We start from the raw sequence: 14,482 nt of genomic DNA on the forward strand, positions 1-14,482 counted from the left end.
CGTTCTCCGATGATTTCGGTGCGCCGAAATCTTGGCGGGTGTCGATTTCGGGTGTCCGAAAAAATAGCGCCGAGATTTCGGCGAACCGAAACGTGATCCCGATGACCCGCGAAACGACCCGTCTCTCCACGCCCGTGCTCGTCGCCCTCGCCATCCTCATCGGCGCCGTGGGCGCCTCGGCCGGCTACATGCTTTCGAACGAAGGCGCCAAGGGCGCCGTCCTCGGCGGCGGCCCGGCGGACGGCGCGCGCGAGAAGATCGTCCTCGCCATCACCCCGTCCGACAGCAGCGCGGCCATCCAGGCCCGCGCCACGGAGCTCGAGGCCTTCCTGGAAAACCGCACCGGATACGATTTCGAGATCATCATCCCGCTCTCGTACGCGGGCGTCGTCGAGGCGCTCCGCCATGGCCACGCCGACATCGCGTTCATGGGCGCCTGGCAGGCGCGCCTCGCGCACGACCTCGGCGGGGCGCGGATCGCGCTCGCGGAGAACCGCGAAGTCATCATCGACGGCGCGATGACGGTGGCTCCGTACTACTATTCCTACTACGTCGTCCGAGACGACAGCCCGTACCAGACCCTGGAGGATCTCCGCGGCAAGTCGGTCGCGTACTCGAGCCTCACGTCCACCTCGGGCTACGTGTATCCTGTGGCCCGCCTCGTCGAGCTCGGCCTCGTCCCCGCCGCGTCGGGCAAGGTCGAAGCCGACCCCGGCGCGTTCTTCGGCAAGGTCACGATCGCGGGCGGCTACGGCCAGGCCTGGGAAGCCCTGAAGACGGGCCAGGCCGACGTCGCCGTCATCGCGGGCGACGTGCGCGCGTCGCTCTTCGAAGAGGTCATGAACGGCACGCGCATCGTCGAGACGCAGGGGCCCATCCCCTCCCACGCTGTCGTGTTCTCCAAGAAATTCGACGGCGAGCGCGCCGACGCCACGAAGGCCGCGCTGCTCGAGCTCAAGGGCGAGCGCAAGGACCTCATGCGCAAGCTCGTGTCCGGCATCTTCGTCGAATTCGTCGAGACGACGACCGAGCAGCACACGGCGCCCCTCGGGGCCGCGCTCGGCCGCGTCGGGTTCCGCCTCCAGGAGAAGATCGGCTGATGACGATCCTCGCCGCGCCCGAGATGGAGACGTCCGCAAACCCGCTCGCCATCGAGGCGCGCGGGGTCCGCTTCGCCCACCGCGGCGGACGCGAGACGCTCGCGGGCGTCGACCTCTCGGTCCCGCGCGGCGGGGCCGTCGCCCTCCTCGGCGCCTCCGGCGCGGGGAAGACGACGCTTCTCAAGGTTCTCGCGGGCCTCGCGACGCCCAGAACCGGCGCCGTCACGCTTCGCCTTCCGGACGCCGCTTCACCCGCCGCGCACCGCGCGAAGGGTCGCGTCGGTTACATCCCGCAGCATCTCGGGCTCGTCCGCGCGCGGCGCGTTTTGGACAACGTCCTCGCGGGCTCGCTCGCGCGCGTCGCGCCGTGGCGCGCGATGCTCGGCGACTTCCCCGCCGACGAGGTGGACGCGGCGCTCGAGGCGCTCGACGCCGTCGGCCTGCGGGCGAAGGCCGGGGAGCGCGCATCCCGCCTCTCGGGCGGCGAGCGGCAGCGCGTCGCGATCGCGCGGGCCCTCGTGCAGCGGCCGGGCGTGCTCTTTGCGGACGAGTTTGTCTCGAATCTCGACGCGGTGAACGCCTCGGCGGTCCTCGACCACGTCGGGCGCCTGCGGCGCGAGGGCGTCGCCGTCGTCATGGCGCTGCACAACGTCGAACTCGCGCTCGCGCACGCCGATTCGCTCGTCGTGCTCGCGGACGGCCGCGTCCTGGACGAGGTCGATCCCGCGACGACGAGCGCCGAGGAGATCCGATGCCTGCTCCGGGCGTGAACGGCGACTCGGACGCGCGCCGCATCGGCCTCGCGCTCACCGCGGCCACGCTCGCGGGCATCCTCGTGTGGTCCCTCCTCGACGTCGGCTTCTCCTTCTCCCGCCTCGCGCAAGGCGCTTCGAACCTGGGCACGCTCGCGCACGACCTCTTCCCGCCCGACCTGGATCCCGACCTGATGGCGACCCTCGCGGAGGCGCTCGTCGAAACGGTCCAGATGGCCTATCTCGGAACCGTGATCGGCGCGGCCCTCGCTCTCCCGCTCGCCGTGGTCGCGGCCCGCACGCTCGGGCCGCCCCTGGTCGCGCCCGTTGTGCGCAAGCTCCTCGCGGTCATCCGGACAATTCCCTCGCTCCTGTGGGCCCTCGTGTTCGTCATCATGGTCGGCCTCGGCCCCCTCGCGGGCACCCTCGGCCTCGCGCTCTACACGCTCGGCTATCTCGGGAAGCTCTTCTACGAGGCCATCGAAGGCGTCGACCCCGAAGTCATCGAAGCCGTCCGGTCGACGGGCGCTTCCCGATGGCAGCTCGCGCGGCACGCCATCCTCCCGGAGGCGGGCAACGCCCTCCTCAGCCAGGCGATGTTCGTCTTCGAGTACAACGTGCGGGCCTCGAGCATCCTCGGGTTCGTGGGCGCGGGCGGCATCGGATTCTACCTCTTCCGCTACATGCAGCTCTTCGAGTACAGGAAGCTCGCGACGGCGTTGCTCCTGCTGCTTGTCGCCGTCCTGCTCATCGAGGGCGCCGGAGGGCTCGTTCGCCGGCGGTTCCTGCCGGAAGCGGGCCCGACGCCCGCGGCTTGACGGCCCCTTGTACAAGAAGCGACAAGACCCCCGGGCGGCGAGGACGACTCAAGCCCGGCCGCGCAAGCGGCTTCGGCCCGGACCCGCCACGTCACCCCGATTGCGCCGACGCGGTCACCGGAAACGGTGCGCGCCCGCCCGGCGTCCCTTCACTCCCCCAAGCAAGCTGTTCGCCCGCGGCGGGTCCGGGTCGGGGCTTCTTTCCGATTCTCACGCCGGCTCGGCGTGCCTCGCGAACCACTCGACGACCCTGGGCCAGAGATCGCGGTGCGATCGCGACGAGACGCTGAGCCCGATGTGGCCGCTCGGCGCCTCGAACTTCGTCTTGTCCGTCGCGTTCGGCAGGCGCTCGACGAAGGCTTCGGTCGAAATCGCCGGCACGAGGTGGTCGCCGAGGCCCGTGATGGTGCACACGGGCATGTCGAGCGCCTCGAGCGCGACCCGCCGACCGCCGATCTCCATCGTTCCTTCAGCGAGGCGGTTGCGCTGGTAGAGATCCTTGATATACTGCCGGTAGGTCTCGCCGGGGAGGTCCGGCCCCTCGGCGAGCCACTTCTCCATCCGGAAGTAGTTCTCGACCGCCTTCGGGTCGTCCGCGATCTGGTAGAGCGAGATGAGCTTCCCCATCGTGTTCTCGAACGGCTTGAGCATCGAGAAGCCCCCGTTCAGGAACTCGGGCGGGATGTTGCCGAGCGCATCCGTGAGCGTGTCCACGTCGAAGTGCTCCTCCGCCGCCCACTGCTTGAGAAGCGAAGGATCCTTCGAGAAGTCTAACGGGGCGGCCATGAGCGCGAGGGCGCGCACCCGCTCCGGACGGAAGCTCGCGTACATCACGGCCATCGCGCCCCCCATGCAGTAGCCCAGGATGGACGCATCCTCCGTTCCCGCCTCGCGGCACGCGGCGCGCACCGCGTTGTGGATGTAGCGGTTCACGTAGTCGTCGAGCGTGAGGTGCCGGTCGAGCGGGGTCGGGGAACCCCAGTCGATGAGATAGACGTCGTGGCCGCCTTCGAGGAGCCGGTGAACGACGCTGCGGTCGGGCTGAAGGTCGAGGATGGTCGGTCTGTTCACGAGGGCGTACACGATGACAATCGGCGTCTTGTGTCGTCGCTCGGCGAGCGGTCGGTATCTCAGGACCCGGACCTTGTTCTCCTTCCACACGACGTCCGCGGGCGTCTCTCCCACTTCGACCCGGGGCGGGTTCAGGTAGAGCTGCATCGCCTTCGCGCCGCGGTTGACCACGTCGACGTACGGCGCGAGCGGAGCGCCGGAGACATCCGCGGACATCGTCACTTCGATCCCGCCTTGTCGCGGTCGTCCGCGCGCTCGCGCGACCGGCCTCCGCGCGCCTTTGCCGGCGCGGTGGCCTTGGAGGGAACGATCTCGTCCTCGACGAGGAGCGCGAGGTCATGGACGCGTCGTTCGAGCTCGATGAGCCGCTTTCCGACCTCCTCGACATCCGTGTGCGTCGCGAATCCCATCTCGCGGAGCTGGTTGGCGCCCGTCCGGCGGGCCTCTCCCCGGGCCTGCGAGACGGCGTTCACCCATTCCCCCGTCAGGGCCGCGAACGAGGCGTCGGAGACGACCGCCTGCGCGAGCTCGGAGGCGGCCTTCGACCACAGGTCAACGTAGGCGTCGGGCGTCACGAGCTGACCCTTCTGCATCGCCTCCTGCGTGCGGCGCGTGGCCTCGTTCATGGTCTCGAGCCAGATGCGGCCAACGTCCGCGAAGGGGGCGCCCGCAAGGGCGGCGCGCGGCGAGTCGACGGGAACGCGAAACGCCCGTTGGGTGTCCGCGGAGGTCTTCTGGAGATCCGCGAGCGAACGCGCCCACGCGTCCATGAACGCGCGGCCCACCTGGAGGTTGAACGCGACCGCCTGCTCCGCGGCGCGGGCGAAAGGCTCGACGCTGGTCGTCGGTGTCTCGGGCATGGGGTCACCGCGTCGTCACATCGAAGGACCGCGCGAGAGCGCCGAGCCGGCCTCTCCCGTCGCGTTGAGGGCCGCCTGCGTCGCGTCGAAGAAGGCCGAAACCCAGGCGCCGGTCACGCGGGCGGCCATGGCCGACGCGTCCTGGACGCCGGACTCCAGGGAGCGGATCGACTCCTTCGAGCGCGTCTCGACCTCGTTCAGCGCCTGCTCGTACTGCGAAACGCCCTTGTTCGTCACGTCCCGCATCGTCTCGCCCGCCCGGATCGCCGTCTGCTGGATCTCGTTCATCGCGCTCGCGGCGTCGCGGGCGAGGCGGTCGGCGGCCGGCGGCGCCAGTCCCGGCATGGCGCTCATGAGGCCCGTCGTCGACCGGGTGAGCGCCGCGGTGTCCATGAGCGGCTGCGGCGTGCGCAGGGCGACCTCCATCGCGCGCGAGAGCGTCGTGAGGCCCGTGCGCTGGAGCGCGATCGAGAACTCGAGGCCCGCGCGCGCGGTCTCGAGGACGTTCTTGTGCAGAGCGAGCTGCGCGCCGTAGGCCGCGCCGACCGCTTCCGCCACTCGCGTCCTTGTCTCCTGCAGATCAGTCTTCGTCGTGGGGTTCGGCATGATGATTCACCTGGTTGCGATGGCGTCCGAGCGGAATCACGACGACCTGCACGAGGTCGCCCTCGTCGAGCCCGATCGCTTCCCGTTCCGCGTCCGGAATCGATATGCGTCCGCTCTTCTGGACGCGGGTCTTGAAGACGGCGTTCGCGCCGGCCATCGAGAGCCAATGGCGTCGCCATTCGTCGGCGACCTGCTGTTGGGTCTCGGCGGCGCGGGCGAGCATCTGGAAAGGCGTCGCCCAGAGGGTTGCCGGACTCGCGCCTCGGACAGGCTCGTTCGGCGCCATGCGAGGGCGCTAGCGTCCGCGCAGGGAAAAGGTTGGCGCCAACCGGTGGCTTTCCTTGGCTCCTTGAGAGGACAAGGACGCTATGGCTCGGGCCCGAGGAGCACCTTCGCTTCGCCGTCGGCGATGACGGTGCCGTCTTCAAGGAGGCATTCGGTCCGAAGGCGCGCCCAGGACTTGCCTTCTGGACGCTCCGTGACCGTGATCCGGGCGGTGATGACGTCGCCGGGCCGGGCGGGACCGATGAAGCGCAGCTCCTGCGAGAGGTAGATGACAAGCCCGGGGAGCCGCGAGAGCGCCGCGCTGATGAACGCGCCCGTGAGCATGCCGTGCGCGATGCGGCCGCCGAACCGTGATTTCGCGGCGTAATCCTCGTCGAAATGCAGGCGCGCGACGTCGCCGCTCACGTCGCCGAAGGCCTCGATGAGGTCCGTGGTGACGCGGCGCGTGAACTCCAGGCGGTATCCGACGGCGACATCGGCGATGGAGCCCTGCGCCTTCTCAGCCGCGGGACCGTGTCCCGGCGTCTCGGCCGGATCCCCGCGCACCTCCGGCGCCGCGGAGGTGCCCGTGGGCGCGAGACCGAGGAGGTAGCGCGTCGACCGCAGCCAGTGATCCGAAGCTGCGCGGAGCGCGGCGGACTGCGCGGCGACGACGGTCGAGGTCCACGCGAGGGCCGGATTCGTTGAGGCGTGCGTCATGGCCTGGGCCTGCCGTTCGCGAACCGACCTGCCAACGGGTAAAACCTTTGCCGCACACCCATCGAAATTGGTAGGCGCAACAATCTTGCATCCGGGCGCGATCGGACGGGGCACCGCCTCATCCGGGCGGTCCATGGGAGGGTGATCCTTGTGGCATCCGTGACGCATCCTTACGCTACCGTCTCCACCTCGCGCCCGCGGCTCCTCGAGGGAGCAAACGCCTTCGTGACCGGAGCATCGCGCGGCATCGGCCGGGCGATCGCGCTCGCCCTCGCGGAAAACGGCGCGAATGTCGCCATCAATTACAACCGGTCGGAGGAATCCGCGGCCGAGGTCGCGAAGCGGTCTCGCGAGAACGGCGTCAAGACTTGCATCGTCAAGGGCGACGTGACTTCCGTCGACGACCTCGCGCGCATGAAGCGGGAGGTGAACGCCTCGCTCGGCATCGTCGATGTCCTCGTCAACAACGCCGGCATCAACATGGACGCCTCTTTCAAGAAGATGTCCCTCGACCAGTGGAGGTCCGTGGTCGATACGAACCTCACGGCGGCGTTCAATGTCACGAAGACGTTCCTCGAGGACGTCACCGCCTCTCCGGGCCGCCGCCGGATCGTGAACGTCGCGTCCTTCGTCGGCCAGCGCGGCAACTTCGGCCAGACGAACTACGCCGCCTCGAAGGGCGGCATCATTGCGTTCACCCGCGCGCTCGCCGTCGAGCTCGCGCGCGACAACGTGAACGTGAATGCCGTCGCGCCCGGATTCATCGAGACGGAGATGCTCATGGGGGTTCCGGAGCGCGTGCGGGAGAAGCTCCTCGCCGAGATCCCGGTGCGCCGGTTCGGCCGCCCCGAGGACGTCGCGAACGCCGTCGTCTTCCTTGCCTCGCCCAACGCGGACTACCTCACGGGCGAGGTGCTGAACGTGAACGGCGGGATCTACATGGGCTGAGCCGCGGTGGCGCCGCGCCGGGGCGTCGCAACCTAGTTGTCGCTTCACGCCTTCGTCTTTCCGTGGCCCGCGTTCCCGTGCGCATCGCCGAAGGCCGGCTCGACCCCGCGCTCGCCGAGACCTACGTCTGGAACTGCGGCGAGCACGTCGCGGCCAAGACGGGCATCTGTCTCGAGGAGTGCTGCGGGGCATGCTATTTCCTCGCCCCGGGCACGGGCTGTCAGCTCAAATCGATGCGGCCGCTCAGGTGCAAGACCTATCCCCTCATTCCCCAGAAGGATCGGGTCATCGTGCACAGCCGCTGCCCGGAGTCGAAAGCGTTCATCGCGGCGCTCGAGCGGCGCGATCCGAAAGCGCTCGCGTTCCTCGACGTGGCCGTCGCCCTTGGAGACATGGTCCAGGAAAAGGGCGACGACAACAGCCTGGAGATCGCCTGGCTCATGCGGTACACGCGCGACGGGTACGGCGGGCGCGTCGTCTGGAAGCGCGGAAAGGGGATCACCGTCCCTGAGAAGAAGCGGGGCCGGGCGAAGCGCCCGGCCGCGGTGTGATTCCCGCGTGGACCCCGCGAAGCGTCGCGGAGACGGCGTCAGACGGCCTGTCCGCCGCGGGGCTGCGTCATTGCGTCGCGGTTCATCATCGCCACCGCGAGCGTGACCGCGCCCACCACGATGTGGAGGACGTTGTCCACGACGCCAACGTGCCAGACGCCGATGTCGGGGGCCACGAAGCCGCCGAGCCCGACGACGACGAACGCGACGCCGAGGATGTTCGCGAGGTTCCTCGCCATCGCTTCGTCGCGGATGCCGAAGGCGATGCCGAGCGTCACGATGCCGAGGACCCAATGGAGGACCATCTCGCCTTCCTCGAGATGGATCGGGATCGTGTGCGGCTCGCCCGTGAACTGCGGGACGAGGCCGAGCACGCCCAGAAGGATCAGCACCGCGCCCAGGGCGGTGAGCCACGCTCGCACGACCGTCTTGCCCATGATCGTCTTCTCCGTCATTGGTCAACCCACCTGTGCCGCACGTGGCGGCACCCATTCGAGCGGGCCGCCCGGGGATGAAGCCGCCGAAATCGATTCACCCTGACCATCGTCGTCATGATCGGCAAATCGCGGCTTTGTGACGGCGCAATCGCAAACAGCCGGTCCCATGCCGACTATATGGGGCCAGCGGCGGAGGACGGCCGGGGTCCTTAGGGGAAGTGTCGCAAACCTTAAGCCCGAGCCGTGCGGTCGATCGCTTGTCGAAAGCGGCGCGACGGCGCGCCGCGCGATCCGTTGCCGGATCGTTGCTGGAGATCGCCGTCACCGAGTGGGCCCCGTCAAGCCTCCCGCCTCCCTCCTCCTCGGGGCCCACTCATGACTTTCATGCCGGCCGTGTCGGGGGCCGATCGGGGCCTTCCTCCGCCGCCTTCGGATGCCTTGCCGGCCTCCCGGGGACGGCCGCTCGCCTCGCGCCACAATCCTTAATATCGGCATGCGCGTCGATCGCCTCGGGTTTCCACCCGCTCCGGCGCATCATGCCGGGCGCCACCCCGGGGACGACGTTCTCACGAACGCTAGCCTCCCTCCCCTCCTCCCCCCGGGGGCGTTGATGGCCAAGCGGAGCCGCTATTCCTTCTCGCGCTTGAGGAGCCGACTCGTGATCTCGACGAGCGGGTGCTGGCCGAAGTCGTTGATCTCCACGTCCTTGAGCGCGTTCAGGCCGGAAGCGCGCGCGTTGCGCTCGAGGCCCAATTCGAGGTCCCGGTCGAGCGTCAGCACGTAGGCGTCGAGCTTGTCGAGGCCCAATTGGAGGGCCGCGAGCGCGCGATGATGACCGTCCACCAGGATCGGCTGGGGACGCTTGTCGATGATCATGATCGGCTCGGCGAGGCCGCGCTGGATCTCGCGCTTGCGACCTTCGAGCTCGTCCGCGTAGATGCGCTTCTGGGTCGGAAGCAGGTTCGCAAGCGGCACGACGGATCGGTCGATCGCGACCTCGAGACCGTAGAGGCTCTCGAGCGTCTCCTTGAGCTTGAGCATCTTGCGCGGGGTCACGCGCTCGATGTGGCTTCGGATGATGTCGGTCGTCGAGACGATGCCGACCATCTTCCCCGTGTCCTCCACGACGGGAAGCTCCTTCACGCCCATGCGGAACAGGATGCGCGCGGCATCCTCGATGTCCATCTCCGGGTGGGCCACCACGGTTCCATGCGCGATGATGTCGCGCAGCTGGCGGTCTCGCTTGTCGAGGTTGCGAAGCAACTCTTTGGGCGTGATGAAGCCGACGAGCCTGTCGCCGTCGGCCACAGGGAGACCGACGTGCCCCTCGCGGACGACCTTCTCGATCGCGGCCTGCACGGTGATGTCCGGGCGGAGGCTCACGACCTCGCGGGTCATGTAGTCCTTCACGAGGGGTTTCTTCACGCGGCGCGGCTAGGGCGCGTGGGTTCCTTTAACCTTTGGCGTTCGTCCGGAGGCCTCAAGACGCCCTGACTTCTTCCGAGGCCATGCGCGTCGCGCTCGTGGCCCTCGCCCTTGTCACCGTCCCCCTCGCGTTCGAGAGCGCCGGGGCCGCGACCGCGGGCGTGTCGATCCAGGGATTCGCCTACGCGCCGAATCCGCTCACGATCGCGGTGGGCGACACCGTGACGTGGACGAACATGGACGGCGCGCCGCACACGGCGACCTCAAGCTCAGGACCGGCCTCGTTCAACACGGGCACCATCTCGAACGGCCAATCGCGCTCGCACACGTTCACGACGGCGGGCACGTACAGCTACTTCTGCTCGATCCATCCCTCGATGACCGCATCGCTCACGGTGCAGGGACCGCCCGCGAACGCGGCGCCGAGCGTCGCGTTCTCGACCCCGGCCTCCGGCGCGACCGTGTCAGGCACCGTGAGCGTGACCGGCACCGCGTCCGACGCGGACGGCGACGCCCTCACGATCACGCTCGCGATCGACGGCGGCGCGCCGTTCGCCGTCACCGGCTCCACGTCGTGGTCATATTCGTGGGACACGACCGGCGTCGCGGACGGCGCGCACACGCTGCGCGTCACGGCCAATGATGGGAAGATGACCTCCTCCGCGACGCGCGCGGTCACCGTCTCGAACGCGCCGCCGAACGCCGCGCCGGTCGTGAGCATCGAAACGCCCGCGGAGGGCGCGACCGTGACGGGCGTCGTGCGCGTCGCGGGCGCCGCGAGCGACGCGGACGGGGACGCGCTCACGGTCACGCTCGCCATCGACGGCGGGACCCCCATCCCGGTGACCGGCGGCGTCTCCTGGGCCTACTCCTGGAACACCGCGTCCGCCAGCGAGGGGACCCACACGCTCGTGGCGACCGTCTCGGACGGAAAAACCACCGCGTCGTCCGCGACGCGCACCGTCCACGTCGCGCGCCCGCCGCCGCAGAACCGCGCGCCCGTCGTCGCCATCACCGAGCCCGTCGACGGCGCCACGGTCACGGGCGTGGTCCAGGTGCGCGGCACCGCCTCCGACCCGGACGGAGAATCCTTCACCGTTCGCCTGCGCGTCGATGGCGGCGCGCCCGTCGCCGTCGCGGGCGGCGCGTCGTGGAACTACACATGGGACACGACCGCACTTGCGCCCGGCGCGCACACGCTCCTCGCCGTCGCCGACGACGGCCGGGCGACGTCGACATCCGCCACCGTGACCGTGACCGTGCGCGAGGCGCCGCCCCCGAACCGGCCGCCGAACATTGTCATCCTCTCGCCGAGCGAGGGCGCGCGTGTGTCGGGCGTCGTGGACGTTCGCGGCATCGCGAGCGACCCTGATGGCACGCCCGTTGTCGTCCGAATCCAGGTCGACAACGATCTCCCAACAATCGTGCCGCACGGGAGCTGGACGTACACATGGGACACGCACGACCTCGAGCCCGGCTCCCACACGCTCGTCGCGACCGCGGACGATGGGCGTCTTGCCACGAGCGTCGCGATCGTCGTGGAGGTCGTCGCTCCGACGGCGAACCGGGCGCCTACGCTCCGCATCCTCTCGCCCGCGAACGGTAGCCTCGTTTCGGGCGTCGTCGTCATCGAGGGCGAGGCGACGGATCCCGACGCCGACGATGTCTTCTACCAGATCGGCATCGACGACGGTTCCTGGTTCGCGCTTCCCTCGGGCGCGTCGTTCTCGTACGCTTGGAACGCGACGCTCGAAGCGCCGGGACCCCATGTGATCACGATCCGCGCGGGCGATGGAAAAGGAGGGGCCGCCACGGCCGTGCTGACGCTCCTCGTCGAGGCGCCCGACCTCATCGCCGGAGGTCCGTCCGGCGATGGGCCTTCAGCGACCCCCGGCCTCGCGCCCCTCGTCGTCGCGCTCGTCGGCCTCGTCATCGCCGCCCTGCGGCGGCGATCGTGAGCGCCGCTCCCACAGGGGCTCGCCCGCCTCCACGATGCGGAAGACGCGGTGGTAGGGGATCATCGCCGTGCCGCCCATGCCCCGCTCGCGCGGCGCGCGGACCTCCATGAAGCTCGCGTGGAGCGCGACGACGTCCGAGCCGCGCACGATCCGCGTGTCGTTCGCCACGCCCCGGTGCACGTACCACACCTCCACGGTTGCGAGGTCGCGGTCGGCGCGCCACTTCAGTTCGTTCAGGACCTCACGCGGACCGTGCACGCGCGCGGCCTCCCGGAGCGTAGTCGAGCACGTCCACGCGCGGCCAGCGCGCGCCGAGCTTCCGGGCCGCTGCGAAGGAGAGCCCGGCGCGGAACCGCGCGCGCGGGTCGTCGAGGAGCGCAAGGGCGCGCGCCTCGCGGGCCGCGTCCTCGGCGTCGAGCGCGCGGCGCGCGGCGGCCTCGCCGCCGAAGTAGACGGGAAACGATGCAAGGCCCGTCCGCTGCTTCGCGCGCGCAGGAGGCCCCTCGGGGCAGAGCGGCGCGAGTCGCCACGGCGCGGGACTCGAGACTGGGAAGGCGCGGCACACGAGCGGGCGGTCGTCATACACGGTGCAGCGGAAGCCGTCGAGGAAGGTGCACGGCGCGTGCGCAAGATGCCACGCGACGACGACCACGCGGCGGGCGCGCGCGTCGAGGAGGAACGTGCGCGGATGGAGCTTGAGCCGCAACCCGCGCGACTTCGCGACGGCCTTGAGGCGCGCGGCTTCCGGGGGTGAGACGACGAGGCCGTTCGGACCGTCCTCGCACGTGTAGACGCCCATCTCCGCCATCGCGTCGATGAAGGCCCGTTCCTCCGCAGCGGCCTCGGGCGTGCGCTCGGGCTGGAGCCGGCAGCACTTCGCGCAGTCGCTCGGACACGCGAAGCCCGTCACCACGCGCCCCCTTCGAGCATGAGGCGCGCGTTGTCGAGGCTCTCGAGGATGGCCTCACGCGCCCCTCCGATCACGGGCCGCATGTGACCCGGATAGAGGTCGCGCGCGTCGAGCGCCGCGAGGCGCTCGATGGAGCGCACGAGCGCCTGCGGGTCGCACCCGGGGAAGTCGACGCGCCCGAAGGATCCGCCCTCGAACACGACGTCGCCCGCAAAAAGCGCGCGCGACTCCGGCTCCCAGAGCGCCGTGTGCGCGGGCGAGTGGCCCGGAACGAGCAGGACCTCGAAGCGGCGGCCGCCGACCTCGATCGCGTCGCCCTCCCGGACTTCGATCACGTCGCACGGCGGCTGGTCGGCGCCCATCGCGGCGCCGAGCGTGAGCGTCGCGTCCCCCTCGCGCACCGCGCGGGCTTCGTCGGCGTGGATCGTGGGCGTCACGCCGGTGAGGCGGCGCATCGCGGCGGCGCCCCGCACGTGGTCGACGTGCCAGTGGGTGAGGTGGAACTTGCGGACGCGCGCGACGTCGATCGCGGCGCGGACGGCGCGTTCGACCGCGGGGAAGTCGAGCCCGCTCGAAGCGTCGACGACGAGCGCCTCGTCGCCGAGGTCGACGACGTGGACGTTGACCTCGAAGGGCGCCGAGACGACGGTCTTGACTTTCACGCGCGGGCGATCATCGGCTTTCCGGATGAGCCTTCCCGGCGCTCCGTCCGGAAAGCAACGTTCTTACGGCGCGCGAACGCTTGCCTGCCTGGAGTCGGGATCATGGCTGAACCGCGTTCCCCAAGGGGCCAGAAACTGAACCTCGGCGTCGCCTCGACGACGCTTTCTACCGTCGCCCCGCCCTCGATGGCGCCCGCGCCGGCCGCCGCCCAGCAGGGCCGCCCGACGGGGGTGACCATCCTCGGCGTGCTCGAGTTCATCGCCGGAGGCTTCGCCATCCTGATCGGCCTCGGGATGTTTGCCGGCGGCGCGATCTTCGGCTCGCTCATGGCCTCGAGCGGCGCCGAAGCGGGTGGCGCGGTCGGCGGCATGTTCGCCGCGCTCTTCGGCATCCTCGGGTTCATCCTGCTCGGGCTCGGTGCGCTCTACATCGCGCTTGGCGCGGGCACGATGGGCGGGAAGCCCTGGGCGTGGACCGCCACCATCGTCCTCCAATGGATCGGCGCCGTGTTCGCCGTCCTCTCGCTCGTGGCCGGCGACATGAGCGCGGTCCTCTCGCTCGCGATCGCGGGCCTGATCCTCTGGTACTACTACGAGCCCGGGCCGAAGGCCTGGTTCGGCAAGAGCGACAAGACCGCTCCCTGGGCGAGCCTCGTCGGCAACAAGTGATCGGACGTGGGGCGGCTGGGAGGCCGCCCCCCGTTTCTCCTTTTCTCCACCGGAACCGTGAAGTAGCGGGCCCCTTCTGGGCCGGAGCATGACCGCCCCCGACGGGAAGCCCTCCGCGCTGAAGCTCCTGCGCGACCGGCCCGCGGGCGGGTTCATCCAGGGGAAGCTCCCCGTCGGATGCGTGATGTGCGAGCAGGGCAAGAAGATGGTCCTGTTCGTCACAGGCGTGTGCCACTACAAGTGCTTCTACTGTCCCATCAGCGAGGAGCGCCGCATGGCGACCGACGCGTGGGCGAACGAAAAGCGCGTCGCCGCCGACGACCTCGCGGCCATCGCGGCGGAAGCCCGCACGATCGGAGCGACCGGCACGGGTCTCACGGGCGGCGACCCGATGTACGACCCCGAGCGGACGCTGCGCTACATCCGATTCCTCAAAAGCGAGTTCGGCCCGAAGCACCACATCCACATGTACACGCAGATTCCCTTCGACGCGAAGTGGCTGCGTCCCCTCGCGGAGGCGGGGCTCGACGAGATGCGGTTCCACCCGCCCGACGAGACGTGGGTGGACCCGGACGCGCCGGAGCACGCGCACTACAAGCGCCTCTGGCTCGAAGCGAAAAAGCTCGAGGACGAGGGCCTCTGGAGCGTCGGCTTCGAAATCCCCTGCATCCCCGGCAGCGTCGAGCAGATGACGCGCCTCGTCGGGTGGCTCGCGCGGCACGGGTTCAAGT

At 69.8% G+C, this 14,482-nt stretch carries 18 protein-coding genes; 8 read left to right on the top strand and 10 right to left on the bottom strand.

Translation table 11 applies throughout. The features are described from left to right. The first annotated feature begins 101 nt into the window (after window positions 1-101). Genes VM889_05010 through phnE form a run of 3 tightly spaced genes read left to right on the top strand, consistent with a single transcriptional unit; the run spans window position 102 to window position 2,670 of the window. Window positions 102-1,100: a phosphate/phosphite/phosphonate ABC transporter substrate-binding protein gene (locus VM889_05010; protein HVL47896.1), complete on the top strand. Its 999-nt coding sequence runs from the start codon at window positions 102-104 to the stop codon at window positions 1,098-1,100. Beyond that, window positions 1,100-1,870: an ATP-binding cassette domain-containing protein gene (locus tag VM889_05015; protein HVL47897.1), complete on the top strand. Its 771-nt coding sequence runs from the start codon at window positions 1,100-1,102 to the stop codon at window positions 1,868-1,870. The genes VM889_05010 and VM889_05015 overlap by 1 nt, the downstream gene beginning before the upstream one ends. Next, window positions 1,852-2,670 carry a phosphonate ABC transporter, permease protein PhnE gene (phnE, locus tag VM889_05020; GenBank protein ID HVL47898.1) on the top strand — a complete coding sequence of 273 codons (819 nt, stop codon included), beginning with the start codon at window positions 1,852-1,854 and terminating at the stop codon, window positions 2,668-2,670. Before VM889_05015 ends, phnE begins: the two co-directional genes overlap by 19 nt. Window positions 2,671-2,880: 210 nt before the next feature. Here the strand turns inward: phnE and phaC are convergent, their stop codons facing one another. The 5 genes from phaC to VM889_05045 form a co-directional block, all read right to left on the bottom strand. After that, window positions 2,881-3,957 carry a class III poly(R)-hydroxyalkanoic acid synthase subunit PhaC gene (phaC, locus tag VM889_05025; protein HVL47899.1) on the bottom strand — a complete coding sequence of 359 codons (1,077 nt, stop codon included), beginning with the start codon at window positions 3,955-3,957 and terminating at the stop codon, window positions 2,881-2,883. Between the two features lie 2 nt (window positions 3,958-3,959). Further along, window positions 3,960-4,601 (bottom strand): poly(R)-hydroxyalkanoic acid synthase subunit PhaE, encoded by a 642-nt coding sequence (locus tag VM889_05030; GenBank protein HVL47900.1) that lies wholly within the window; start codon window positions 4,599-4,601, stop codon window positions 3,960-3,962. A gap of 15 nt (window positions 4,602-4,616) precedes the next feature. Then, entirely contained in the window at window positions 4,617-5,159 is a 543-nt protein-coding gene (locus VM889_05035; GenBank protein HVL47901.1) for a hypothetical protein, read from the bottom strand. A gap of 22 nt (window positions 5,160-5,181) precedes the next feature. Further along, the gene (locus VM889_05040; GenBank protein HVL47902.1) at window positions 5,182-5,493 is read right to left on the bottom strand and encodes an AbrB/MazE/SpoVT family DNA-binding domain-containing protein; all 312 of its coding nucleotides are present in this window, start codon (window positions 5,491-5,493) and stop codon (window positions 5,182-5,184) included. Window positions 5,494-5,573: 80 nt separating this feature from the next. After that, window positions 5,574-6,191 (bottom strand): MaoC family dehydratase, encoded by a 618-nt coding sequence (locus tag VM889_05045; GenBank protein HVL47903.1) that lies wholly within the window; start codon window positions 6,189-6,191, stop codon window positions 5,574-5,576. A gap of 150 nt (window positions 6,192-6,341) precedes the next feature. Between VM889_05045 and VM889_05050 the strand changes: the two genes are divergently transcribed. Both VM889_05050 and VM889_05055 read left to right on the top strand, forming a co-directional pair. Next, complete coding sequence (locus VM889_05050; GenBank protein HVL47904.1) at window positions 6,342-7,139, top strand: 3-oxoacyl-ACP reductase family protein; 798 nt, start codon at window positions 6,342-6,344, stop codon at window positions 7,137-7,139. A gap of 62 nt (window positions 7,140-7,201) precedes the next feature. Further along, the gene (locus VM889_05055) at window positions 7,202-7,690 is read left to right on the top strand and encodes a hypothetical protein (GenBank protein ID HVL47905.1); all 489 of its coding nucleotides are present in this window, start codon (window positions 7,202-7,204) and stop codon (window positions 7,688-7,690) included. Between the two features lie 38 nt (window positions 7,691-7,728). On the opposite strand, the gene VM889_05060 is transcribed toward VM889_05055, so the two are convergent. Both VM889_05060 and VM889_05065 read right to left on the bottom strand, forming a co-directional pair. Then, window positions 7,729-8,145, bottom strand: coding sequence for a hypothetical protein (locus VM889_05060; protein HVL47906.1), 417 nt, complete (start codon window positions 8,143-8,145; stop codon window positions 7,729-7,731). A 609-nt stretch (window positions 8,146-8,754) separates the two neighbouring features. After that, on the bottom strand, window positions 8,755-9,552 hold the full coding sequence (locus tag VM889_05065; GenBank protein HVL47907.1) for a CBS domain-containing protein: 798 nt from the start codon (window positions 9,550-9,552) through the stop codon (window positions 8,755-8,757). 83 nt (window positions 9,553-9,635) lie between these two features. Here VM889_05065 and VM889_05070 point away from each other — a divergent pair, with 83 nt between their 5' ends. Then, window positions 9,636-11,510, top strand: a complete 1,875-nt coding sequence (locus VM889_05070; GenBank protein ID HVL47908.1) for an Ig-like domain-containing protein — start codon at window positions 9,636-9,638, stop codon at window positions 11,508-11,510. Here the strand turns inward: VM889_05070 and VM889_05075 are convergent. From VM889_05075 to VM889_05085, 3 genes are read right to left on the bottom strand one after another with little or no spacing between them, the layout of a single operon-like run. Beyond that, window positions 11,433-11,768 carry an RNA repair domain-containing protein gene (locus VM889_05075; protein HVL47909.1) on the bottom strand — a complete coding sequence of 112 codons (336 nt, stop codon included), beginning with the start codon at window positions 11,766-11,768 and terminating at the stop codon, window positions 11,433-11,435. The genes VM889_05070 and VM889_05075 overlap by 78 nt on opposite strands. Then, complete coding sequence (locus tag VM889_05080; protein ID HVL47910.1) at window positions 11,752-12,423, bottom strand: YkgJ family cysteine cluster protein; 672 nt, start codon at window positions 12,421-12,423, stop codon at window positions 11,752-11,754. Before VM889_05080 ends, VM889_05075 begins: the two co-directional genes overlap by 17 nt. Next, entirely contained in the window at window positions 12,417-13,082 is a 666-nt protein-coding gene (locus VM889_05085) for an MBL fold metallo-hydrolase (protein ID HVL47911.1), read from the bottom strand. The genes VM889_05080 and VM889_05085 overlap by 7 nt, the downstream gene beginning before the upstream one ends. A gap of 102 nt (window positions 13,083-13,184) precedes the next feature. Here VM889_05085 and VM889_05090 point away from each other — a divergent pair, with 102 nt between their 5' ends. Together VM889_05090 and VM889_05095 are read left to right on the top strand one after the other, a co-directional pair. Further along, window positions 13,185-13,751, top strand: a complete 567-nt coding sequence (locus VM889_05090) for a hypothetical protein (protein HVL47912.1) — start codon at window positions 13,185-13,187, stop codon at window positions 13,749-13,751. Between the two features lie 88 nt (window positions 13,752-13,839). After that, window positions 13,840-14,482 (top strand): radical SAM protein (locus VM889_05095; protein ID HVL47913.1); only part of this gene is annotated, 643 nt, incomplete at its 3' end.

Source organism: Candidatus Thermoplasmatota archaeon (assembly GCA_035540375.1).
Classification (GTDB): Archaea; Thermoplasmatota; SW-10-69-26; order JACQPN01; family JAJPHT01; genus DATLGO01.

Bases quoted from the DNA above. Each gene is read 5' to 3' on its own strand.
- VM889_05010 (HVL47896.1), top strand. From the start codon at position 102: ATGACCCGCGAAACGACCCGTCTCTCCACGCCCGTGCTCGTCGCCCTC.
- VM889_05015 (HVL47897.1), top strand. From the start codon at position 1,100: ATGACGATCCTCGCCGCGCCCGAGATGGAGACGTCCGCAAACCCGCTC.
- phnE (HVL47898.1), top strand. From the start codon at position 1,852: ATGCCTGCTCCGGGCGTGAACGGCGACTCGGACGCGCGCCGCATCGGC.
- phaC (HVL47899.1), bottom strand. From the start codon at position 3,957: ATGTCCGCGGATGTCTCCGGCGCTCCGCTCGCGCCGTACGTCGACGTG.
- VM889_05030 (HVL47900.1), bottom strand. From the start codon at position 4,601: ATGCCCGAGACACCGACGACCAGCGTCGAGCCTTTCGCCCGCGCCGCG.
- VM889_05040 (HVL47902.1), bottom strand. From the start codon at position 5,493: ATGGCGCCGAACGAGCCTGTCCGAGGCGCGAGTCCGGCAACCCTCTGG.
- VM889_05045 (HVL47903.1), bottom strand. From the start codon at position 6,191: ATGACGCACGCCTCAACGAATCCGGCCCTCGCGTGGACCTCGACCGTC.
- VM889_05060 (HVL47906.1), bottom strand. From the start codon at position 8,145: ATGACGGAGAAGACGATCATGGGCAAGACGGTCGTGCGAGCGTGGCTC.
- VM889_05070 (HVL47908.1), top strand. From the start codon at position 9,636: ATGCGCGTCGCGCTCGTGGCCCTCGCCCTTGTCACCGTCCCCCTCGCG.
- VM889_05090 (HVL47912.1), top strand. From the start codon at position 13,185: ATGGCTGAACCGCGTTCCCCAAGGGGCCAGAAACTGAACCTCGGCGTC.